Source organism: Micromonospora sp. NPDC049107 (assembly GCF_040648595.1).
Classification (GTDB): domain Bacteria; phylum Actinomycetota; class Actinomycetes; order Mycobacteriales; family Micromonosporaceae; genus Micromonospora.
This window is the reverse complement of record NZ_JBEZEC010000003.1, coordinates 159,896-181,186: the sequence shown is the minus strand read 5'-3', so window position 1 is coordinate 181,186 and position 21,291 is coordinate 159,896. Positions and strand designations below refer to the sequence as shown.

The 21,291-nt window shown below is 70.4% G+C and carries 20 protein-coding genes; 11 read left to right on the top strand and 9 right to left on the bottom strand.

Annotated features, from left to right (window positions below; genetic code table 11):
* Nucleotides 1–203: 203 nt before the first annotated feature.
* Nucleotides 204–2,423 carry an ATP-binding domain-containing protein gene (locus AB0B55_RS09040; protein WP_357171586.1) on the top strand — a complete coding sequence of 740 codons (2,220 nt, stop codon included), beginning with the start codon at nt 204–206 and terminating at the stop codon, nt 2,421–2,423.
* 55 nt (nt 2,424–2,478) lie between these two features.
* Here AB0B55_RS09040 and AB0B55_RS09035 read toward each other — a convergent pair whose 3' ends face one another.
* The gene (locus tag AB0B55_RS09035) at nt 2,479–2,904 is read right to left on the bottom strand and encodes a hypothetical protein (protein WP_357171354.1); all 426 of its coding nucleotides are present in this window, start codon (nt 2,902–2,904) and stop codon (nt 2,479–2,481) included.
* 286 nt (nt 2,905–3,190) lie between these two features.
* On the opposite strand from AB0B55_RS09035, the gene AB0B55_RS09030 reads away from it, so the two are divergent.
* Nucleotides 3,191–3,565: a hypothetical protein gene (locus AB0B55_RS09030; protein ID WP_357171352.1), complete on the top strand. Its 375-nt coding sequence runs from the start codon at nt 3,191–3,193 to the stop codon at nt 3,563–3,565.
* 69 nt (nt 3,566–3,634) lie between these two features.
* On the opposite strand, the gene AB0B55_RS09025 is transcribed toward AB0B55_RS09030, so the two are convergent.
* From AB0B55_RS09025 to AB0B55_RS09010, 4 genes are all read right to left on the bottom strand, one after another.
* Nucleotides 3,635–4,597 carry a sporulation protein gene (locus AB0B55_RS09025; RefSeq protein WP_357171349.1) on the bottom strand — a complete coding sequence of 321 codons (963 nt, stop codon included), beginning with the start codon at nt 4,595–4,597 and terminating at the stop codon, nt 3,635–3,637.
* A 188-nt stretch (nt 4,598–4,785) separates the two neighbouring features.
* The gene (locus tag AB0B55_RS09020) at nt 4,786–5,940 is read right to left on the bottom strand and encodes a HEAT repeat domain-containing protein (protein ID WP_357171347.1); all 1,155 of its coding nucleotides are present in this window, start codon (nt 5,938–5,940) and stop codon (nt 4,786–4,788) included.
* A gap of 125 nt (nt 5,941–6,065) precedes the next feature.
* Nucleotides 6,066–6,287 (bottom strand): DUF397 domain-containing protein, encoded by a 222-nt coding sequence (locus AB0B55_RS09015; RefSeq protein WP_357171345.1) that lies wholly within the window; start codon nt 6,285–6,287, stop codon nt 6,066–6,068.
* Nucleotides 6,284–7,153: a helix-turn-helix transcriptional regulator gene (locus AB0B55_RS09010; protein WP_357171343.1), complete on the bottom strand. Its 870-nt coding sequence runs from the start codon at nt 7,151–7,153 to the stop codon at nt 6,284–6,286. Before AB0B55_RS09010 ends, AB0B55_RS09015 begins: the two co-directional genes overlap by 4 nt.
* 335 nt (nt 7,154–7,488) lie before the next feature.
* Between AB0B55_RS09010 and AB0B55_RS09005 the strand changes: the two genes are divergently transcribed.
* Together AB0B55_RS09005 and AB0B55_RS09000 are read left to right on the top strand one after the other, a co-directional pair.
* Nucleotides 7,489–7,737, top strand: coding sequence for a DivIVA domain-containing protein (locus AB0B55_RS09005; RefSeq protein WP_357123089.1), 249 nt, complete (start codon nt 7,489–7,491; stop codon nt 7,735–7,737).
* A gap of 83 nt (nt 7,738–7,820) precedes the next feature.
* The gene (locus AB0B55_RS09000; protein WP_357171585.1) at nt 7,821–8,057 is read left to right on the top strand and encodes a hypothetical protein; all 237 of its coding nucleotides are present in this window, start codon (nt 7,821–7,823) and stop codon (nt 8,055–8,057) included.
* Here the strand turns inward: AB0B55_RS09000 and AB0B55_RS08995 are convergent.
* The 3 genes from AB0B55_RS08995 to AB0B55_RS08985 all read right to left on the bottom strand — a co-directional run bounded on the left by AB0B55_RS08995 (nt 8,054) and on the right by AB0B55_RS08985 (nt 11,801).
* Nucleotides 8,054–8,899: a hypothetical protein gene (locus tag AB0B55_RS08995; protein WP_357171341.1), complete on the bottom strand. Its 846-nt coding sequence runs from the start codon at nt 8,897–8,899 to the stop codon at nt 8,054–8,056. The two genes, AB0B55_RS09000 and AB0B55_RS08995, sit on opposite strands and share 4 nt — an antisense overlap.
* A 99-nt stretch (nt 8,900–8,998) precedes the next feature.
* A complete protein-coding gene (locus tag AB0B55_RS08990) occupies nt 8,999–9,775 on the bottom strand; it encodes a DeoR/GlpR family DNA-binding transcription regulator (RefSeq protein ID WP_357123401.1) in 777 nt (258 codons plus the stop codon).
* Between the two features lie 37 nt (nt 9,776–9,812).
* Complete coding sequence (locus AB0B55_RS08985) at nt 9,813–11,801, bottom strand: beta-galactosidase (protein WP_357171339.1); 1,989 nt, start codon at nt 11,799–11,801, stop codon at nt 9,813–9,815.
* A gap of 282 nt (nt 11,802–12,083) precedes the next feature.
* Between AB0B55_RS08985 and AB0B55_RS08980 the strand changes: the two genes are divergently transcribed.
* The 7 genes from AB0B55_RS08980 to AB0B55_RS08950 all read left to right on the top strand — a co-directional run bounded on the left by AB0B55_RS08980 (nt 12,084) and on the right by AB0B55_RS08950 (nt 19,519).
* Nucleotides 12,084–13,412 carry an ABC transporter substrate-binding protein gene (locus AB0B55_RS08980; RefSeq protein ID WP_357123080.1) on the top strand — a complete coding sequence of 443 codons (1,329 nt, stop codon included), beginning with the start codon at nt 12,084–12,086 and terminating at the stop codon, nt 13,410–13,412.
* Nucleotides 13,413–13,433: 21 nt separating this feature from the next.
* Nucleotides 13,434–14,390 (top strand): sugar ABC transporter permease, encoded by a 957-nt coding sequence (locus AB0B55_RS08975; RefSeq protein ID WP_357171337.1) that lies wholly within the window; start codon nt 13,434–13,436, stop codon nt 14,388–14,390.
* Nucleotides 14,387–15,268, top strand: coding sequence for a carbohydrate ABC transporter permease (locus tag AB0B55_RS08970; protein WP_357123074.1), 882 nt, complete (start codon nt 14,387–14,389; stop codon nt 15,266–15,268). The genes AB0B55_RS08975 and AB0B55_RS08970 overlap by 4 nt, the downstream gene beginning before the upstream one ends.
* Complete coding sequence (locus tag AB0B55_RS08965) at nt 15,265–17,400, top strand: alpha-galactosidase (RefSeq protein WP_357123071.1); 2,136 nt, start codon at nt 15,265–15,267, stop codon at nt 17,398–17,400. The genes AB0B55_RS08970 and AB0B55_RS08965 overlap by 4 nt, the downstream gene beginning before the upstream one ends.
* Nucleotides 17,401–17,495: 95 nt before the next feature.
* Complete coding sequence (locus tag AB0B55_RS08960; protein WP_357171335.1) at nt 17,496–17,897, top strand: YciI family protein; 402 nt, start codon at nt 17,496–17,498, stop codon at nt 17,895–17,897.
* A 3-nt stretch (nt 17,898–17,900) separates the two neighbouring features.
* Nucleotides 17,901–19,187: a sigma-70 family RNA polymerase sigma factor gene (locus AB0B55_RS08955; protein WP_357171584.1), complete on the top strand. Its 1,287-nt coding sequence runs from the start codon at nt 17,901–17,903 to the stop codon at nt 19,185–19,187.
* A gap of 8 nt (nt 19,188–19,195) precedes the next feature.
* Entirely contained in the window at nt 19,196–19,519 is a 324-nt protein-coding gene (locus AB0B55_RS08950) for a multidrug efflux SMR transporter (protein WP_357123065.1), read from the top strand.
* Nucleotides 19,520–19,598: 79 nt separating this feature from the next.
* Here the strand turns inward: AB0B55_RS08950 and AB0B55_RS08945 are convergent, their stop codons facing one another.
* Nucleotides 19,599–20,963 (bottom strand): cellulase family glycosylhydrolase, encoded by a 1,365-nt coding sequence (locus AB0B55_RS08945; RefSeq protein WP_357171333.1) that lies wholly within the window; start codon nt 20,961–20,963, stop codon nt 19,599–19,601.
* Nucleotides 20,964–21,291: the final 328 nt, after the last annotated feature.

The following is a 21,291-nucleotide window of genomic DNA, read 5'->3' as shown; positions in this document are numbered from 1 at the left end:
GACCCGCATCGGCCCCGTCGGCTTGGTGACAGCGGGCCCGCCGCGCTATCTTCGACAATTCGAGGGCACAAAAAAGAACGGCATTAAATGCCGTTCTAGCATTGGATTCTAACGTTTAGGGAGACGGCTTGTCAAGGCACTCCGGCGGTACCGGTGAATTGCCGCTCGACGACGAGATCGGCCGCGAGCAGGAGTACGTCTCGATGCTCTACGACCGTCTGGACGGGTTGCGTGAGCAGGCCGCCCACCGGCTCACCGCCGAGCTGCGCAACACCGGCGGCACCCTGCAGGACCGCTCCCAGCGCGACAGCTCCGTGGCCATGTACGCCGACCAGGTCGAGCAGTTCTCCGCCGTGGAGAATGGCCTCTGCTTCGGGCGGCTCGACGGCGACGACGACTCCCGCCGCTACATCGGCCGGATCGGGATCTTCGACACCAGTGGCGACTACGACCCGCTGTTGATGGACTGGCGGGCCCCGGCCGCGCGGCCGTTCTACCTCGCCACCGCCGCCAACCCCCAGGGCGTACGCCGTCGCCGACACCTGCGTACCCGCCAGCGCAAGGTGACCGGGCTCAACGACGAGGTCCTCGACATCGACAGCGCCTCCCCCGGCGGGCACGAGGAGCTGACCGGCGAGGCGTCCCTGCTGGCCGCGCTCAACGCCGGTCGGACGGGCCGGATGCGCGACATCGTGGAGACCATCCAGGCCGAGCAGGACCGGATCATCCGCGCCGACCTGCCCGGCGTGCTGGTGGTCCAGGGCGGCCCCGGCACCGGCAAGACCGCGGTCGCGCTGCACCGGGCGGCGTACCTGCTCTACACACACCGACGCGAGCTGTCCAGCCGTGGCGTGCTGCTGGTCGGGCCGAACGCGACGTTCCTGCGCTACATCTCCCAGGTGCTTCCCACGCTGGCCGAGACGGGCGTGCTGCTGCGTACCCAGGGCGACCTGTTCCCCGGAGTGAGCGCCCAGCGCGCCGAGCCGGCCCAGGCCGCAGCGCTCAAGGGCCGCGCCGTACTCGCCGAGGTGCTGGCCCTCGCCGTGCGGGACCGGCAGTGGGTGCCGGACGAGCCGCTGGAGATCGAGGTGGAGCGCGAGGTGCTGACCCTCGATCCGGAGACCGTGCGCGTCGCGCGGGATCGGGTACGCCGCACCGACCGTCCGCACAACCTGGCGCGGGCGCTGTTCGACGTGGAGATCGTGCACGCGCTCGCCGACCAGGTGGCCGAGCGGATCGGCGCCGACCCGCTGGGCGGCGACAACCTGCTCGACGAGGCCGACCGCGCCGAGATCCGTCGGGAGCTGCGCGAGGAGACGGAGATCCAGGCCGTACTCGACCGGTTGTGGCCGGTGCTCACCCCGCAGCGACTGCTCGCGGACCTGTACGCGGACCCGGACCGGATCGCCGCCGCCGCGCCGATGCTCACCGACGACGAGCGGGCGCTGCTGCGCCGCGACCCGGGCGGCTGGACGCCCGCCGACGTGCCGCTGCTGGACGAGGCGGCCGAGCTGCTCGGCGAGGACGAGCGGGCCGCCGCCGCCCGGCGCGAGCGCATCCGCCTGATGGAGCGGGAGTACGCCGAGGGTGTGCTGGAGATCGCCCGGGGCTCCCGGTCGATCGACGTGGAGGACGAGGCCGAGGGCGGTGAGATCCTCGGCGTCACCGACCTCATCGACGCGGATCGGCTGCTGGAACGGCAGGAGGAGGCCGACCGGCTGACCACCGCGCAGCGCGCCGCCGCCGACCGCACGTGGGCGTTCGGCCACATCATCGTGGACGAGGCACAGGAGTTGTCGCCGATGGCGTGGCGGCTGCTGATGCGCCGCTGCCCGAGCCGGTCCATGACGATCGTCGGGGACGTGGCGCAGACCGGCGCGCTCGCCGGAACGCCCTCCTGGGCCGACGCCCTCGCCCCGTACGTGGCGCAGCGGTGGCGACTGACCGAACTGACGGTCAGCTACCGCACGCCGGCCGAGATCATGGCGGTCGCCGCCGAGGTGCTCACCGAGATCGACCCGGCGCTGCGGCCACCCCGCTCGGTGCGGGAGAGCGGCGTACCCCCGTGGGACCGGGCAGTGCCCGACGGGCAGCTACCCGCCGAGTTGGTGTCGGCGGTGACCCGCGAGGCCGCCTGGCTGGCCGAGGGCCGGGTCGGCGTCATCGTGCCGGCCAGCCGGGTCGACGCGCTCGGCGCGGCGCTGACCGCCGCGCTGCCTGAGGCCACGGTGGGCGAAAACCCGGAGCTGGAGAGCCGGGTGGTCGTGCTGACCGTCGCCCAGGCGAAGGGGTTGGAGTTCGACTCGGTGCTGGTCGTCGACCCGGACCGGATGGTGGCCGAGTCGCCGCGCGGGCGCAGCGACCTGTATGTGGCGCTCACCCGGGCCACCCAGCGTCTGGGCGTCCTGCGCCCCGGCGGCTGACCCGACACCCGACGTGCCCCCGCTGACCGGCTGGTCGGCGGGGGCACGGGTGGGATCACCGCCGGTCGGTCGAGCGGTCCCGGATGGACTTGCCCGGACCGGTCGCCGAGGTGGACTGGTCGCTGGTGCTGCCGCCGGTCGGCGTGCTCAGGCCGCCGGTGGTGGCGTCGCCGGTGGTCGTCGGCGCCACCTTGCCGGGGTGTCGCTCCGGCTGGCGGGCCACCCGGCGCGCGCTCGCCGGCCCGGCGGTGCCACCGGTGGTCGTCACCGCGCCCTGCCCGCCGACCGGGCCGCCGTCGTGCAGCACCCGCGGGTCGACCCGTTCCTGCGCCGGGTCGAGCGGGTCGTCACGTTGGAGTTGGGACTCCACGTCGGTGGGGGGCACCGTCACCTCGTCGAGGGCGCCCTCGCCGTACACGCCGCCGGCGATCCGGTTCTCGGCCTGGCGGGCGGCCTCCTGCCGCATGTCGTCCTCACGCACGTCCATCACCTCACAGAAGCTGTGGAACCGACTGCGTGCCCGACCTCCCGTGGACGAAACCCGCAGCACTCGTACGCCTTGGAAACGGACACTTCTCGCGACCGGGCGTGATGCGGGCGCGGCAGCGCGTCGTCGATTCTTTTCCGGGCCAGGGAGTGTTACCTGGTCGGCGGCCTCGGGTAGTCGGTGGGCGTCCCCGCCGTGCAAGCGAACCGTGCCGTGGCCGAAACGCGGTAGCGGGGCGAGGGTAGGCAGGTACGACTCATCGCATCCTGAGGAGGACCAGATGAGCACGCAGGCTGCTTCCACCCGGCCGATGAACCGGCCCATGAACGACCCGCAGAACCCCGCCATGATGCGGGACACGCAGCAGATGCCGGCAATGCGTGACGGGCACCGAGAGCCGATGCCGTCGCCGGGTACGGAGACCAAGCAGGCGTTCCTGACGACGGAATTCTGGGTCTACGCCGCCGCCGTCGCGCTCCTCGTGATCGCCGCGTTCTGGAAGGGCAGCACCGCCAACGGGTTGAACATCAACAACCCGAGCCAGACGTGGCTGTTCCTGAGCATCCTGACCGGTGGTTACCTGGTCAGCCGGGGCCTGTCGAAGGCCGGCTCCGAGCGCCGGTCCGGCCGGGAGCGGAGCATGCGCGGGCGCTGACCCGTCGTACGTGAAAACGGTGGCCTCCGGGAGAGTTCTCCCGGAGGCCACCGTCGTCTGCGGATCGCGTTACTCGTCGCCGCCGAAGTCGCCGAAGTCGCCCTCGAAGGCGTCCTCGATCATCTCGCCGGCGACCATGCCGCCAGCGACACCGAGCGCCGCGCCGGCCACCATGCCGCCCACACCCATGCCGCCCCGGCCGTGACCGTGGCCGTGGCCGTAGCCGGAACCGTGGCCGTACTGGGAGCGCAGGCTGCCGTAGCGGGACGTGGTCTCGCGCAGCCAACCGTCGACGACCTGCGCCCAGTCGACCCGGTCGACGTCGGCGTGGGACACCTGGTAGCGCCCGAACGCGTCGTGCCCGGCGCTGAGGAAGCCGCCGCGCTTGTCGCACTCCAGGATCACCTCGACACCACGCTGGCTGGTCACGAAGGTCACCTCGACCTCGTTGATCGTGCCCGCGTACTGCGGCGAGGCGAAGAATTCGATCTCCTGGTAGAACGGCAGCGTCTGCTGCACGCCCCGGATGTGGCCGCGCTCCAGGTCAGCGGTCTTGAACCGGAAACCCAGCCGCTGGAACGCCTCCAGGATCCGCTCGTGCACCGGCAACGGGTGCACCGCAACGTGGTCCAGGTCGGTCTTGTCGACCGCGCGGGCCACCGACAACTCGGTCCGCAGGCCCATCGTCATGCCGTGCAGGCGCTGGCCGTACACGTCGGTGATCGGGGTCTCCCACGGCACCGGGAGCTGGAACGGGATCGACAACTCCTGCTTGGGCGCGAGCTGGAACGCACCGCTGACGGCCATCCGGTGGAACTCCATGGTGCCGGCGTACTCCGTGTCGTGGCCCTCGACCTCGACGCGGGTGACCAGGCCGATCACCACCTGCTCGATGGCCGCCGGGTTGTCACCACCGACGATTCTGACCTCCCCGTCGAGGGTCAGGCCGGGCCGGGTGTTGGGGTTGGCCAGCACAGTGTCCACGCTGGGACCACCCACACCGAACGCGCTCAACATCTTCTTGAAGACCATCGGAACTCCTGTGCGACAGCCGACCGCTCCACCATGGAGTCGGACGTTGACTCACCGCGCACCCTATCCAGACCCCCTGTGAGGTGGCTGTGAGCGCATCGACCGCTTGCGCGTGATCGACCCCGACATCGCCGAAGTCGGGCTATCGACCCGACCCGGACACCCCGTTATCGGCGATGTGGAGTTGATCAGCGCTCCGCCGCGGCTCGGGCCGGGGTCAGGTCCGCGATCGCCAGCTCGGCCGCGCGCTCGGGATCGTCGCCGGCCCGCCGGAGCAACCCGTCGACACACCAGTACGCCGAGCGGTCGGCACCATCGGCGATGTCGAGCTGAAGGTCGAGGTCGCACCGCTCGCCCGCGACGGTGACCGCCCAGTCGGGCCGACGCGAGTGCACGGCGAGCAGTAGCCGCCAGGCCAGGTCGTTGCGCCGGTCGCGTCGCTGCGGATCGCACTCACGCAGGGCCTCGGCGACGTGGTCGGCGTCCGGGTCGAAGCCGGCCAGCAGTGGCAACAGTGACGGGTCGCCGAGGTAGGCGGCAGCCTTGATGGTGAAGTTGTGGACCTCGTCCTGGGCGAGCAGCTCGCGTACCAGTGGAAGTGCCCGTGCGTCCCGCCGCCGGGCCAGTCCGCGGGCGCCTTCCGCGCGTACCTCCGGGTCGACGTCGCGCGTGCGGTCCCACAGTGCCCGCCGGACGGCGTTACCGTCCGCGGTGCTCAGCCAGCCGAGCCCGAAGGTGGCCCACTCCCGCACCCTCGCGTCGGGGTCGGCGCAGAGGTCGATCAACACCGCCTCGCCGGCCTCGGCCGGCGGGTCGTCGAGCACCATCGGCACCGCGGCGGCGACCTGGAACCGTACGTCGCTGTCGGGACTGTGCGCGAGGCTGACCAGGGTCGGCAGCGCGCGCGGGTCGCAGGTCGCACCCAACGCGCGCGCGATCGACCAGTGCACCTCGGGATCGGCCTCGGTGGCGGCCAGCGTGATCAGGGCCGTCGCGGCGACCGCGCGCAGGTCATCCCCGTGCACGGCGCTCGCGAAGCCGAGCAGGTCGCACGCCGCCGCGCGCACCACGCGATCCGGATCGGCGAGCCGGCCAACGGCCAGCCGAACGGCGGCCCCACCCGAGCCGCTCCACCCTGGCCCCGCCCGCCCCGCATCGTCGATCATGGAGTTGTGGTGGGGGACCAAACGCCGGTTCGTCACCGAATCGGGCACCACAAGTCCATGATCGACGACCAACTGCCGGAGCAGGTCCGACCCGTCGTCGGATTCGCCGTCCTCGACGGTGCGCCGCAGCCTCTGCACCGCCTGGTCGAACAGGTCCGCCACCTCGCGCGCTTCCACGGCCACGATGGTGCCCGCCGGCCACCGGATGCCGCCACCGACTTCCGACCGGGACACCCCGACATCGGCGATGTGGGGGTATCAACCCGACCGGGACACCCCGACATCGGCGATGTCGGGGTCGATCACCGACCGGTGCGCGGGAAAGTGCCGTCCTTGACCCCGTTGACGAAGGCGGTCCAGCCGCCGACGCCGTAGACGAGGGTCGCCGCCGCGCGGTCCTTGCTGTCGCGCACCGCCACCCGCCCGGAGCCATCGAGAACAGGCCCCGCCTCGACGCAGCTCCCGCCGTTACTGTTGCTCCGCGTGCTGATGTGCCAGGCCACGGCCGGTAGGGCTTCGTTCATGGCAGTTCCTCCGTGATCTTCGCGATCAGCTCGGCCGCCTCGCGCTGATCGAGCGCGACATCCTGAAGGCGATGGTACGCAAGCGCGTAGCGTCTCGACTTCGGAGATTCCATGAATCGGCGCCCACCCAGAGTCTCGGCGTAGGCCACCTCGGGATAGGGCTTGGGCATTCCGAAGAGGACGAATGAGCCGTCGAGCCCGGCGTGTAGGCCGACCCGTGATGGCAGCACGCGGACGTCGATGTTCTGCCGCCGCATCAGCTCGACGAGGTGTTGTAGTTGGCCGCGCATCACGGCAGGGCTACCGACCGGTCGGCGAAGAACGCTTTCGTCGATGATGGCCGCCGCCTGGAGGGCGGGATCGCGCCTGAGCACACGCTGACGGTCGACTCTCAATTGCAGCCACTTGCGCACTGAGAAATCCGATGCCTGCTCCCCCTCGGCGTTACGGATCACCGCTTCCGCGTAGGCCGCCGTCTGCATGAGCCCCGGCATGAGAAAGGCGTCCCACGAGCAGATGCGCTCCGCTCTGCTCTCCAACCAGGGAAAGTCGATGAATGAGGCGTCGACCAACTCGTCGTAGTCGTCGTCCCAACGGTCGGTCCGCCAGGCGTCCTCGGCTAGTTGGAGGAAGCGGTTGCGCTCGCGCCCGTCGTGCTCGCCGTAGAGATCGAGAAGCGTTTCGACGACTCCCCGTCGAAACGGCCACTCGGCGCGTTCCCAGCGGGCGATGGACGAGAAGTCTCGTTCCAGGAACTCGGCCGCCTGCTTCAGAGTGATGCCGCGTTGCTCCCGCAACTGTCGCATCTGCTGGCCGAGCCACTGGGCACGCAATGTCTGGACGAACGATTCACGCCTGGCGGGCATGGGTCCCCTCTCTTGACGTCCCTCATGACGAATTTCGTTGGTGTCGTTGCACCAAGACCGAGGCCACTGGAAACGTGGCCTGCGGGTGAGGGTGATCGCCGGCCCCCGGGGAAGCCCGGTGCAAACACGGCAACCGCGGCTGTGCCAACAGCCGAGAAGGTGACGAGAGACGGCCTCGCGAGTGGCAGTCGCATACCGGCTCTCGTCGGGTCTCAACTAGAGCGTCGGGATGACGTGATCCCGGCTCCGAACCGACTTGCACGAATACCTACCACGAAGAAGGACGCTCCCGCGACCCCGACGCGTCCATGAACCGACGACAGCAGAGGTGACCGATGACCAGAGGCTCGCTCTACGACGGTGGCCGGCTGCATCCGCGGCACGTGCGCGACCATCAGTTCGCCACCGTGGGCTTCGGCCGGCGAGGGCTCGACCCTCGGGAGGTACGTCGGTTCCTGCACCGCGTCGCGCTCGACCTGACCGCGCTGCACCACGATCTGGCGCTGCTCAGCGAGGAGAACGCGCGGGTCAAGCGGGCGCTGCGGGCCCGGCAGGGCGCCTGGCCCGAGGGGCGGCAGTGGTGATCCCACCGGACCGGATCTTCGTACCGCTCCCTCGGGACGCCGTGCTGGCGTTCACCGAGGCGGCCGAACCGCCGCCCGGCCACGTGATCCACCTGCCGGTGGCGGTCGCCGAACTGGCCGAGGCGCTGGAGTTGGCCCGGAGGCTCGCTCGGTCGCTGGCCTCGATTCCGCAGGTCGACGTCGCCGGGACCACGGTGTCGGCCGAGGACGCTCAAGACGTACGACACTGGGTCTTCTGTGACCGGATCCTGCCGGATCGCCGCCGCTGTGCGCGGCGGGCCGATCACCACGGGTCCTGCCTACCTACCGACGATCCCTAGGGTGTCGGTCGGGCACGGGACCGCTGCACCTCACGGTCCTGGGCGGCGTTGTCCAGGACCGTGACCACCACGTGGTCGGGCAGATCGATCAGGGGACGCAGGTCACCGTCGAGCACCGTACCGACCACGAGCCGCCGCAGACCGGACGCGGCGGCGAGGGGCGACGCCGACGCGATCGCGCCGAGACGCAGGGTGTGCAGGTTCGGAAGACCAGCCACCGGATCGAGCCGCAGCGGCTCGACCGGCGCCGACCTCGCGTTGGGTCGGACCACAACCTCCTGCAGTTCGACCAGGCGGGCCAACGGCTCCAGGGAATCCACGGCGGCATCGACCACTTCGAGCTGCCGTAGCTGGTGCGCTTCTTCGACACCGTGCAGGGACAGGGCAGCCTTGCGCCCTTCGATCCTCAGGTACACCAGCTCGGACTTGGCCCCGAGCAGGGTCAGGTCCGAGCCGGCGTACCGGTCGATCGTCAGGTGTTGCAGGGCCGACAGCGCGCCGATCGTCTCCAGGCCCGGCCGCTCCGACAGCACGAGCGTGTCCAGCTTCGGCGTCAGATCAAGCCGGGCCGCCTTCTTGGACCGCGTCAGCAACGACAGACCGAGAAGATCCTCCAGTTCGAATACCAGCGTGTCATCACGTAACGGACCCTCGATCGCGACCCGGCGCAGATTGGGCAGGTCGCGCAGGAAACTCAGGTCGAGCGTCCGACCGGTATCACTGTCGAAGGCGAGGAAGACGGCATCGCAACCACCCTCGACGTACCGGCGGGTGTCACCCTCTCGCCAGACGCTGTCCGAGAGCAGATATTCGCCGGGATTCACCGTCTGACTGCCGAGCATGGTGCCGGCTCCTCCGCCCGTTGGCCCGACAGTTGACGATCAGGACTGGACGCCCACCCCACCGCACGGCCCCGCGCCAACCTGGTGAACACACTCGCGCTAGCCGGGCTCCACGACGACGAGTTCGCCGACCTGCTCGCCGATGGTGGTGCGCGCCTCCGCGGGCAGGCCAGGATCGGTGATCAGGACGTCGGCGGCCTCCAGCGGGGCGATGGTGGCGATGCCGATCGTCTCCCACTTGGTGTGGTCGGCGAGCACCACCAGCCGGCGGGCGGCCCCGATGAGGCACCGGTTGACGCCGGCCTCCAGCAGGTTCGGGGTGGTGAAGCCGGTGCGCGGGCTGAGGCCGTGCACCCCCAGGAAGAGCAGGTCGACGTTGAGCGCGCTGATCGCCGCCTCGGCGACCGGGCCGGTCAGCGCGTCGGACGGGGTACGGATGCCGCCGGTCAGGACGACGGTCTGGTCGGCGCGCGGATTCTGGTAGAGCGCGTCGGCCACCGGGATCGAGTTGGTCACCACGGTCAGCCCATGCACGTCGGACAGCAGGGTGGCCAGCGCGGCGGTGGTCGTACCGGCGGACAGCGCGATGGCCATCCCCGGCTCCACCATCGTGGCCGCCCGCTCGGCGATGGCCCGCTTCTCCGCCTGCTGGCGGATGGACTTCGCGGCGAAGCCGGGCTCGTCGGCCGAGCCGGGCCCGGCGAGCGTCGCGCCACCGTGGACCTTGTCCACCAGACCGCGCTCGGCCAGCACCTCCAGGTCGCGCCGGATCGTCATGTCGGACACGCCGAAGCGGCTGACCAGGTGGCTCACCCGCACCCCACCGCGCTGGCGGATCAGGTCGAGGATGGCGCTCTGCCGCTGCTGGGCCAGCATCTGGGGAACCTCCTTCGCACCGTGGCCGTCGACCACGCTACGACCGGTCCTCACGGACCACGGCCACCTCGCCGGCCGGCACGGTCAACTCACCCGCACACCGCGTGCCGGTCAACAGCTCGACACCGGTCGCCGAGATCCGTACGTCCGACGACGTGTGGTTGATCGCGAACAGCCAGGTCCGCTCGCCGTCGCGGCGTCGTACCACCTCCACGCCGGTCGGCGCCTGCGCCGCCGGACGGACGCCGGCCTCGTCGAGCAGCCGGGAGACCAGCCGGTCGGTGGCCGGCTCGTCGAGCCGGGCGCCGACGTACCACGCGACGCCCGCGCCGACCGGCCGCCGCGTGAGCGCCGGCACGCCCGGCAGGGGCCCATCGGTGTACGACGCCAGCACCTCGGCGTCGTCGGCGTGCAGCCACTCGGTCCACACGTCGGCAGCGCCGCCGTCGTCGAGTTCGACGCGCTCGTCCTCGCGCAGGGGGAAGAACTCCTCGGTGTGGACGCCGAGCAGGTCGCGGAACGCGCCGGGGTAACCGCCGAGACGGATGTGGTCGTTCTCGTCGACGATGCCGCTGAAGTAGGTGACCGCAACCGTGCCGCCGGCCTCGGCGAATCGGCGCAGCGCCTCGACGTCGGCGTCCCGGACGAGGTAGAGGGTGGGCGCCAGGACCAGTCGGTAACCGCTGAGGTCGCTCGACGGGTGGACGATGTCGGCGGTCACGCCGGCCCGCCACAGCGCGCCGTACAACGCGTTGAGGCGGTCGGCGTACGTGACGTCGACGCTCGGGTGGGAGTCCAACTCGACCGCCCACCACGCTTCGAAGTCGAACAGGATCGCCACCTCGGCGTCGACCCGGCTGCCGCGTACCTCGGCGAGGGCCTTGAGGTCCGCGCCGAGCTGGCAGACCTCGCGGAACACCTTGGTGTCCGGGCCGGCGTGCGGCACCAGCGCGGAGTGGAACTTCTCGGCGCCGGCCCGGGACGCACGCCACTGGAAGAACAGCACCCCGTCGGCGCCCCGGGCGACGTGGGCCAGGCTGTTGCGGCGAAGCTGGCCGGGGAGCTTCGCGACGTTGCGCGGCTGCCAGTTGACCGCGCTGGTGGAGTGCTCCATCAGCAGCCAGGGCTCGCCACCGGCGACGCCCCGGGTGTGGTCGGCGGCGAGCGCCAACCCGAGGTGGGCCCGGGGGTCGGCGGCGTTCAGGTAGTGGTCGTTGGAGACGAGGTCCACGTCGCCGGCCCAGGAGTGGTAGTCCATGTGCTTGGCCATGCCGATCATGAAATTGGTGGTGACCGGTTGGCGGACCAGCGTCCTGAGCGTCTCGCGTTCGGCGCGGAGTTGGGCGCGCTGCTCGTCGGAGGAGAAGCGCAGGAAGTCGAGCTGCTGCGTCGGATTGGCGAACGTCGGCGCGGTGCGCGGCGGATTGATCTCGGCCCAGTCGCCGTAGCGCTGGCTCCAGAACGCGGTGCCCCACGCGTCGTTGAGCCGGTCCAGGTCGCCGTAGCGCTCGCGCAGCCACCCCCGGAACGCCTCGGCGCTGACGTCGCAGTAGCAATGCACGTTGTGGCAGCCCAGCTCGTTGGAGACGTGCCACATGACGACGGCGGGGTGCTCGGCGTACCGGCCGGCGACCGCGCGCACCAGCTCCAGGGAGCGCTCGCGGAACACCGGGGAGCTGGGGCAGTACGCCTGCCGTCCGCCCGGCCAGAGGATCGCGCCGTCGGCCCGTCGGGGCAGCGTCTCCGGGTGCGCGCGGGACAGCCAGGGCGGTGGACTGGCGGTGGCGGTGGCCAGGTCGACCTGGATGCCGCCGTCGTGCAGCAGGTCGAGCACCCGGTCCAGCCAGCCGAACTCGAACCGTCCGGGGTGGGGTTCCAGGCGTGCCCAGGAGAAGATGCCGACGGAGACCAGGTTGACCCCGGCCCGTCGCATCAGCTCGACGTCCTCCGACCAGGTCTGCTCGGGCCACTGCTCGGGGTTGTAGTCGCCGCCGAAGTAGATGCCCTCGCCCTGCCATCGCCGCATGACAGGTGAGGGTGCACCCGCCATCCACCGAAGTCAACAGGTTCCAACATCGACTTCTTTTCCAACGTTTACCTCGTAACAGCCGGATCACGACTGGGTTATCAGAGGCGAAAGTACCTCTTGACAGCGGCCTATGGAGAGGTAGCTTGAGGCCCCAACTGGCCGATCGTGTTCACCAATGTGGATTCTCGGTGGATCACGATGCGTCTTTGCCAGGCTGCACCGCTCCTCACCACACCCGACCCGTTGGACGTAGCACCTCTTCATCCGCAGGAGGCACCGATGTCCCGTCCCCGATCGCAAGCCGAATACCTGGCCCGGCTCGTACCGCCCTCCGTGGCCGGCATCAACCGACGGTCACTGCTGGCCGGTGCGGCCGGCACGGGCGCGCTGCTCAGCACCGGTCTGCTCGCCGGCTGCGGCGACGACTCCGGCTCCGGCGGGTCCAGTAAGGACGTCTCACTCGGCTCCAACCAGTCCGACCCGAAGCCCAAGGACGTCCTCGCCAAGATCACCGACGGGTTCAAGACCTCGTCCGGCGTCCAGGTCGCGACCAACACGGTCGACCACAACACGTTCCAGGAGAACATCAACAACTACCTGCAGGGCAAGCCGGACGACGTCTTCACCTGGTTCGCCGGCTACCGGATGCGCTTCTTCGCCGCCAAGGGCCTGGCCAGCGACATCAGCGACGTGTGGGGCAAGATCTCCGGCTACTCCGACGCGTTCAAGAAGGCGTCCACCGGGGACGACGGCAAGCAGTACTTCGTGCCGGGGACGTACTACCCGTGGGCGGTCTTCTACCGCAAGTCGGTCTGGCAGCAGCACGGCTACCAGGTGCCCACCACGCTGGACCAGTTCACCGCGCTCGGCGCGCAGATGAAGAAGGACGGCCTCACCCCGATCGCCTTCGCCGACAAGGACGGCTGGCCGGCGATGGGCACCTTCGACATCCTCAACCTGCGCATCAACGGCTACCAGTTCCACGTCGACCTGATGGCCGGCAAGGAGGCCTGGACCTCCGACAAGGTCAAGAAGGTCTTCGACACCTGGGCCGGTCTGCTCCCCCTGCACCAGCCGGACAGCCTCGGCCGCACCTGGCAGGAGGCCGCGCAGTCGTTGCAGCAGAAGAAGAGCGGCATGTACCTGCTGGGCCTCTTCGTCGGTCAGCAGTTCAGCAACGACGAGCAGGACGACCTCGACTTCTTCACCTTCCCGGAGATCGACCCGGCCATCGGCGCGAAGGCGCTGGACGCCCCGATCGACGGCTACATGATGGCCCGCAAGCCCAAGAACGAGGACAACGCCCGCAAGCTGCTCGAGTACTTCGGTGGCAAGGCCGCTGCGGACATCAACCTCAAGAACGACCCGGCCGTCCTCGTCGCCAACAGCGGCGCGGACGTCGGCGGCTACACGGCGCTGCAGAAGAAGGCCGCGGAGCTGGTCGGGTCGGCCACCGAGATCGCCCAGTTCCTCGACCGGGACACCCGGCCGGACTTCGCCTCCACGGTGATGATCCCGGCGATCCAGCAGTTCATCAAGAACCCGAAGGACATCGACGGGCTGACGTCGTCCATCGAGAACCAGAAGAAGTCGATCTTCACTGACTGACGGCGGAAGGGGAAGGACATCGTGTCCGACCTACCCCTGATCCAAGCGGATCGCGCCGTGCCGCCGCCGCCGGCGACCACCTCCACGGGTGGTCGTCGCCGGCGGCTACGGCTCCTGTCCCCCACCGACCGCGTGGTCATCACGCTGATGGTGCTCGTCCCACTGCTGCTCGTCACCGCGCTCGTCTGGCTGCCGGCCCTGGCGACCGTGGTGCTGTCCGGCACCGACTGGGACGGCATCGGTCCACTCAACGAGATCGAGTTCGTCGGCGGGCGCAACTACAGCGACGTGGTGAACATCTACCCGCCGTTCGTGCCAGCGGTCCAGCACAACCTGCTGTGGCTGGCCGTGCTGTTCGTGGTCGCCACGCCGTTCGGCATGTTCCTGGCGGTGCTGCTCGACAAGGAGCTGGGCGGCAGCCGCTTCTACCAGACGGCGCTGTACCTGCCGGTGGTGCTCTCGCTGGCGCTGATCGGCTTCGTCTGGCAGCTGCTCTACTCCCGTGACCAGGGTCTGATCAACGCGGTCCTCGGCACCGGCACCGACTGGTACGGCGACTCGAACGTCAACATCTGGGCGGTCATGGTCGCCTCCGGTTGGCGACACGTCGGCTACATCATGCTGCTCTACCTGGCCGGGCTGAAGGGCGTCGACCCGTCGCTGCGCGAGGCCGCCGCGGTCGACGGCGCGTCCGAGGTCCGGACGTTCTTCCGGGTCGTCTTCCCGGTCATGCGACCGATCAACATCATCGTGCTGGTGGTGACCGTGATCGAGTCGCTGCGGGCGTTCGACCTGGTCTGGGTCGTCAACAAGGGCCGCAACGGCCTGGAGTTGATCTCCGCGCTGGTCACCCAGAACGTGGTGGGTGAGGCGAGCCGGATCGGCTTCGGCTCGGCGCTGGCGACGATCATGCTGGTCGTCTCGCTGGTCTTCATCACCATCTACCTGGCGACCGTGATGAGGGAGAACCGGAAATGAGCGTCGACACCCCGATCCGCCGACGCCGGCTGACCCCGCTGCGGATGCTGCTGCACGGCTTCCTCATCGCCGTGGCGCTGATCTGGCTCTTCCCGATCGCCTGGGCGGTCCTCACGTCGTTCCGCTCGTACCAGTACACCGCCGCCCACGGTTACGTCTCGTTCGGCGGCTGGACCATCGACAACTACGTCACGGCCTGGGATCAGGCGGAGTTCGGCAAGCACTTCCTCAACTCGGTCTACATCACGGTGCCGGCGGTGCTGCTGACGCTCCTCCTCGCCTCCTGCGTGGCGTTCGTCATCGCCCGGTTCAGCTGGAAGATCAACCTCCTCCTGCTCGGGGTGTTCACCGCCGCCAACCTGCTACCCCAACAGGCGCTGCTCATCCCGCTGTTCCGACTGTTCACCGAGGTGCCGTTGCCGGAGTTCATGAGCGACTCCGAGCTGCTCTACGACAGCTACTGGGGCCTGATCCTGATCAACGTCGCCTTCCAGTGCGGGTTCTGCGTCTTCGTGCTCAGCAACTACATGAAGGCGCTCCCCCACGACCTGTACGAGGCGGCGATGGTCGACGGCGCGAGTGTCTGGCGGCAGTACTGGCAGATCACCATGCCGCTGTGCCGGCCGGCCCTGGCCGCACTGGCCACCCTGGAGGTGACCTGGATCTACAACGAGTTCTTCTGGGCCACCGTCCTCATGCGTACCGGTGACAAGTTCCCGGTGACCAGCTCACTCAACAACCTGCGCGGCCAGTTCTTCACCGACAACAACCTGGTCTCGGCGGGCAGCGTGCTCGTCGCGATCCCCACCCTCGTGATCTTCTTTATGCTCCAGCGGCACTTCGTCCGGGGCCTGACCTTGGGAGCCTCCAAAGGATGACGATCCTGCACCTGCGCCGCGGGCGGACCAGCCTGGTGCTCGACGCGCGCGGCCCGGGGCTGCCCCGCGTGGCGCACTGGGGTGGCGACGTCGGCGACCTGGACGACGACGGCCTGCGCCACCTCGTGGACGCGACCGTGCCACCGGTGGTGCCGAGCAGCTTCGACGAGCCACCCGTGCTGTCGCTGCTGCCGGAGGCGAGCGCCGGGTGGAGCGGCCGACCGGGGTTGGCCGGGCACCGCGACGGGCGGGACTGGTCCACCGCGTTCCGGCTCGACGGTCTCGCCGTCGACGATCCGGCCGACGCCCCGGCCCGGGTCACCGTACGGGCGTCCGACGCGGCCGCCGGGCTGTCCCTGACCATCGAGATCACGCTCGACCCGTACGGCCTGCTGACCATCCGGCACCGGCTCCGCAACGACGGCGACGGCACGTACGAGGTGCGGGAGCTGACCCCGGTGCTCCCGGTGCCGGCGGTCGCCACCGAACTGCTCGACCTGACCGGCCGCTGGTGCCGCGAACGCTCCCCGCAGCGGCACCCGTGGCAGCACGGCGCGTGGGTCCGCGAGGGGCGGCACGGTCGCACCGGACACGACGCCACCCTGCTGCTGGTGGCCGGCACCGCCGGGTTCGACTTCGGCCACGGCGAGATCTGGGCGGTGCACACCGCGTGGAGCGGCGACCACCTCACCGTCGCCGAACGCCGGCCCACCGGCGACTCCACCCTCGGAGGCGGGGAACTGCTGGCCCCCGGCGAGATCCGACTCGCCCCCGGCGAGGCGTACGAGACTCCACTGCTCTACGCCGTCTGGTCCGACGAGGGGCTGGACGGACTCAGCGACGTACTCCACTCGCACGTGCGGGCGCGGCCCGGACACCCGCGATCCCCGCGCCCGGTCACCCTCAACGTCTGGGAGGCGGTCTACTTCGACCACGACCTGGACCGGCTGCGGGCCCTCGCCGACCGCGCCGCGCAGATCGGCGTGGAACGGTTCGTGCTCGACGACGGCTGGTTCCGCGGCCGGCGCGACGACACGGCCGGGCTGGGCGACTGGTACGTCGACGAGGACATCTGGCCCGACGGCCTGCAACCGCTCATCGACCACGTGACCGGCCACGGCCTTCAGTTCGGCCTGTGGGTGGAGCCGGAGATGGTCAACCCCGACTCGGACCTGTTCCGCGCGCACGCCGACTGGCTGCTGACCCTGCCGGGACGACTGCCGCCCGCCTGGCGCCGGCAGCAGGTGCTCGACCTGGGCCGCCCCGAGGCGTACGACTACGTGCTGGAACGCCTCGACGCGCTGCTCACCGAGCATCCCGGGATCAGCTACCTCAAGTGGGACCACAACCGGGACCTCACCGAGGCGGGGCACCACGGCCGGCCCGGGGTGCACGGGCAGACCCTCGCGGTCTACCGCCTCCTCGACGAGCTGCGCCGACGCCACCCCGGCGTGGAGATCGAGAGCTGCTCCTCCGGGGGCGCCCGGGTGGACCTGGCCATCCTGGCCCGCACCGACCGGGTCTGGGCCAGCGACTGCAACGACGCCCTGGAACGGCTCGGCATCCAGCGCTGGACCGGGCTGCTGCTGCCACCGGAGCTCGTCGGCACGCACATCGGGCCGCAGCGTTCGCACACCACCCACCGCGTACACGACCTGGGTTTCCGGGCGGCCACGGCGCTGTTCGGTCACCACGGCATCGAGTGGGACATCGCCTCGATCAGCGCCGCCGAACAGGCCGAGCTGACCGACTGGGTGGCACTGCACAAGCGGCTGCGCCCGCTGCTGCACTCCGGGCGGGTGGTCCGGGTCGACCACCCGGACCCGGCCGTCTGGGCGCACGGCGTGGTCGAGAAGGACAAGACCCGAGCGGTGTACGCGGTGGCCCGGCTCGCCACCTCGGTGGCGCAGACCCCGGGCGCGGTACGGCTGCCCGGTCTCGACCCGGCGCGGCGTTACCGGGTGCGCCCGGTCCCGGACGTGCCACCTCCGGCGACGATCGACCTGTCCGGGCCGCCCTGGCTGGCGTCCGGCGTCACGCTCAGCGGAGCGGCGCTGGCCCGGGTGGGCGTGCAGCTACCCGCGCTGCACCCCGAACAGAGCCTGCTGTTCGAGGTCGACGAGGTCGGCTAGAAATTTCTTTGTCCGGGGTGTCGAGAACGGTGTCGTCGGCTTCTACCTCAGGGTGAGAGCACCGACCACGGTGCGCGGGCGTGAGGAGCGAGACGATGAAGTACATGCTGTTGATGCAGTTCAGCGCCACCGGGACCGACTTCCCGGGCATCGACACCTGGACGCAGGACGAGGTCCGGGCGCACGTCGCGTTCATGGGTGAGGTCAACGAGAAGCTGGCTGCCGATGGCGAGTGGGTCGACGCGCAGGGCCTCGGCGGCCCGCAGCAGGCGCGGATCGTACGTGCCGGCGAGGGCGGCGCGCCGGTCGTGACCGAGGGGCCGTTCGCCGAGACGAAGGAGTTCCTCGCGGGCTTCTGGATCGTCGACGTCGACAGCCCGCAGCGGGCGGTGGAGCTGGCCGCGCACATCTCCACCGCGCCCGGCCCCGGCGGTCGGCCGCTGAACATGCCGATCGAGGTGCACCCGGTGATGTCCGCTCCGTCGCAGGAGCTGTGAGCGCTGACCACCGACCTTCGCATCGAGGACCTGCTGCGCGAACTGGCGCCGCAGGTCCTCGGCGTGCTCACCCGCCGGTTCGGTGACTTCGCCACCGCCGAGGACGCCGTCCAGGAGGCGCTGCTCGCCGCCGCCAGCCAGTGGCCGGCCGACGGGCTGCCGACGAACCCCCGGGGCTGGCTGATCCAGGTCGGCTACCGCCGGATGATCGAGCTGATCCGCGGCGAGCAGGCCCGGCGTCGCCGTGAGGACCTGGTCACCCGTCAGGACCCGGACGACCGGCGGTACGCGCCGGCCCCGGACGAGGAGCTGACCGCCGAGCGGGACGACACCCTGGTCCTGCTCTTCCTCTGCTGCCACCCGGCCCTCGCCGCGGCGTCGGCCGTCGCGTTGACCCTGCGCGCGGTCGGCGGTCTGAGCACCGCCGAGATAGCCCGCGCGTTCCTGGTGCCCGAGGCGACCATGGCGCAGCGGATCAGCCGGGCAAAGCAGCGGATCCGCGCGTCCGGGCTGCCGTTCCGGATGCCCGAGGAGGCGGAGCGGGCCGATCGGCTGGCCGCCGTCCGACAGGTGCTCTACCTGATCTTCACCGAGGGGCACACCAGTACCGCCGGCCCGGACCTGCGCCGGGTTGACCTCGCGGCGGAGGCGATCCGGCTGACCCGGGCGCTGCACGTACGCCTGCCCGACGACAGTGAGACCGCCGGGCTGCTCGCGTTGCTGCTGCTCACGGAGGCGCGCAGCCCGGCACGAACCGGGCCCTCCGGAGAGCTGATCCCACTGGCCGAGCAGGATCGCAGCCGCTGGGACGCGGCGGCCATCGCCGAAGGCGTCGCACTGGTCACGGCGGCGCTGCCGCGCGGCCCGGTCGGCCCCTACCAGGTGCAGGCCGCCATCGCCGCCCTGCACGACGAGGCTCCCGGCACCGACGCGACCGACTGGCCCCAGATCCTGGCGCTGTACGACGTGCTGGATCGGTTGGCCGGCACCCCGGTGGTGGCGCTCAACCGGGCCGTCGCGACCGCCATGGTGCACGGGCCTGCTGCCGGCCTCCGCGCTCTCGACGCGCTGACCGACGATCCCCGGCTGGCCGGGCACCACCGGCTGCCCGCCGCCCGCGCGCACCTGCACGAGATGGCCGGCGACCGGGAACGGGCCATCGCGGACTACCGGGATGCCGCCGCCCGCACGAGCAGCCTCCCCGAACAGCGCTACCTCACCATGCGCTCCGCCCGCCTGGCCGATGCCGGGGTGGAACACTCGATGGCTCGACCAGGAACCGAGGACTGAGGGGCCGTATGGCGTACGTGCTGCTGGGAATCGCCATCCTCGCCGAGGTGGTGGCGACCAGCCTGATCAAGAGCACCGCCGGGTTCACCCGGGTCTGGCCGACACTGGGCTGCCTCGCCGGGTACGCGCTGGCGTTCCTCCTGCTCGCCCAGGCCGTCAAGGAGATACCGGTCGGTGTCGCGTACGCCCTCTGGTCGGGCCTGGGCACTGCGGCCATCGTGGCGATCGGCGCGGTGTTCCTGGGCGAGTCGGTCGGGCCGGTCAAGCTCGTGGGCATCGCGCTGATCATCGCGGGTGTGGTCATCGTGAACCTCACCGGCGAGCAGCACTGACCGCTCTCGGTCACCCGAACGACGCGATGGCCGGGCCCGGTGCGGGCCCGGCCACCTGGCGTCGGTCGCCGCCGGTCGCTCAGCTGGCGGTGCAGCTCACCTGTGGTGTGGGGTTGGCGCCGCTCCAGCCGCCGAGAAAGCCGAAGGTAGCGCTGGCACCGGCGGCCAGTCGGCCGTTGTAGTCCGCGTTCCGCGCGGTCACCGTGGAACCGCTGCTGGTCACCGTTGCGTTCCAGGACTGCGTGACGCTCTGACCGTTGGCTAGTGTCCACCGTGCTGTCCATCCGGTGATCGCCGACGCGCCGGCGGTCACCCGCACCTCACCCTGAAAGCCGCCCTGCCACTGGTTGGTGATGGTGTACGTCGCCGAGCAGCCACCGGCGGGCGGCGGCGTGGTCGTCGGAGGGGGCGTGGTCGGCGGGGGCGTGGTCGGCGGGGGCGTGGTGGGTGGCGGGGGGCCGCCGAAGACGGTGGCCTCGCGGGAGGTCTGCCGGATGCCGTTGACGCCGTTGAAGACCCGCTGCCCCCAGGTGGTCAGGCTGGCCGGGTTGAAGGCGGTGGCCATGTCGAGATACTCGACGCCACCCCCGTTGCCGCTCCACGACCAGCCGAGCCAGCCGATCCCGTTGGCCTGGCTGTACGCGAGGATGGTGTCCTCGTCCGGGTCGCCGTCGGAGTGGTTGAAGCCGAACTCACCGACCACGATGGGCAGCCCCGCCGTACGGAACCGGCCCAGATAGTCGGTGATCTCGGCAGCGGTGTCGAAGACGCCGTACATGTGGATGGAGAAGAGCGTGTTGCGGGCCGGGTCGGCGGCGAAGACCGACGGGGCGTTGTCGCGCATCGTGAACGACCAGTCCTGACCCCAGTTCGGGGCGTCCACCATGATGGTGTGGGTCAGGCCCCCGGCCCGCAGCCGCTTGATCGCGTTGGCGCTGTCGGCGGCCCACGAGGCGTAGTTCTGGTTGCCGTACGGCTCGTTGCCGATGTTGACGAGAACGTACCGCTCCTGGCCGACCAGCACGTCCTTCAGGCTGAGCCAGTAGTCGACGGCACGGTCCAGGGTGATCGCGCCACTCTGCTCGCCGTACCCGGTCGTGTCGTGGACCTCCAGCACGCAGATCAGCCGGTTGGCCCTGCACAGCGAGATGACGTTGGCGACGTCGGCGTTGGTGTTCCGGGTCCAGCGGTCGCCGCTGGCGAGCACCACCCGCACGGTGTTCGCGCCGAGCGCCTTGACGTCGGCGAACGAGCTGGTCTGCTGCGGGTACCAGGTGTGCGCGTGGTTGACGCCGCGCATGACGAATTCGGCGCCGTTAGCGTCGTACAGCTTGCCGCCCGCGACGGAGAAGCCGGCCGCGGCGTGCGCCGGTTGACCGAACGCCAGCACGGCGAACAGCAGCGCGAGCAGGGCGGCGCCGACGGCGGAGAGTCGAGTCTTCATGGCCTTCCTCAGGGAGGACCCCCGATGCCCGGCGAGGGTGGGGTACGACAGGGGAAGGCGGCTGCAGCCCGACAGCCGCCGCCCGACTCCCGGCGGCGCGCATCAGCCTAGGGCGATGGATCAGCCCTCGCAACCGGTTCAGTAGAACGCTCGAAGGGGCGGACGGCCGTGACGGCCCGCGCGGACGCGGGCCGTCACGGGGCGGTCATCCCCACCACAGGATGTGCGCCACACCGAGGGTCTTAACCGGTTAAGAGGACCGTAGGCGGGTCCACGACATCCGTCAAGCATCGCCCGGCCGAACCGGACGGGAGGGTTGACCGTTGCT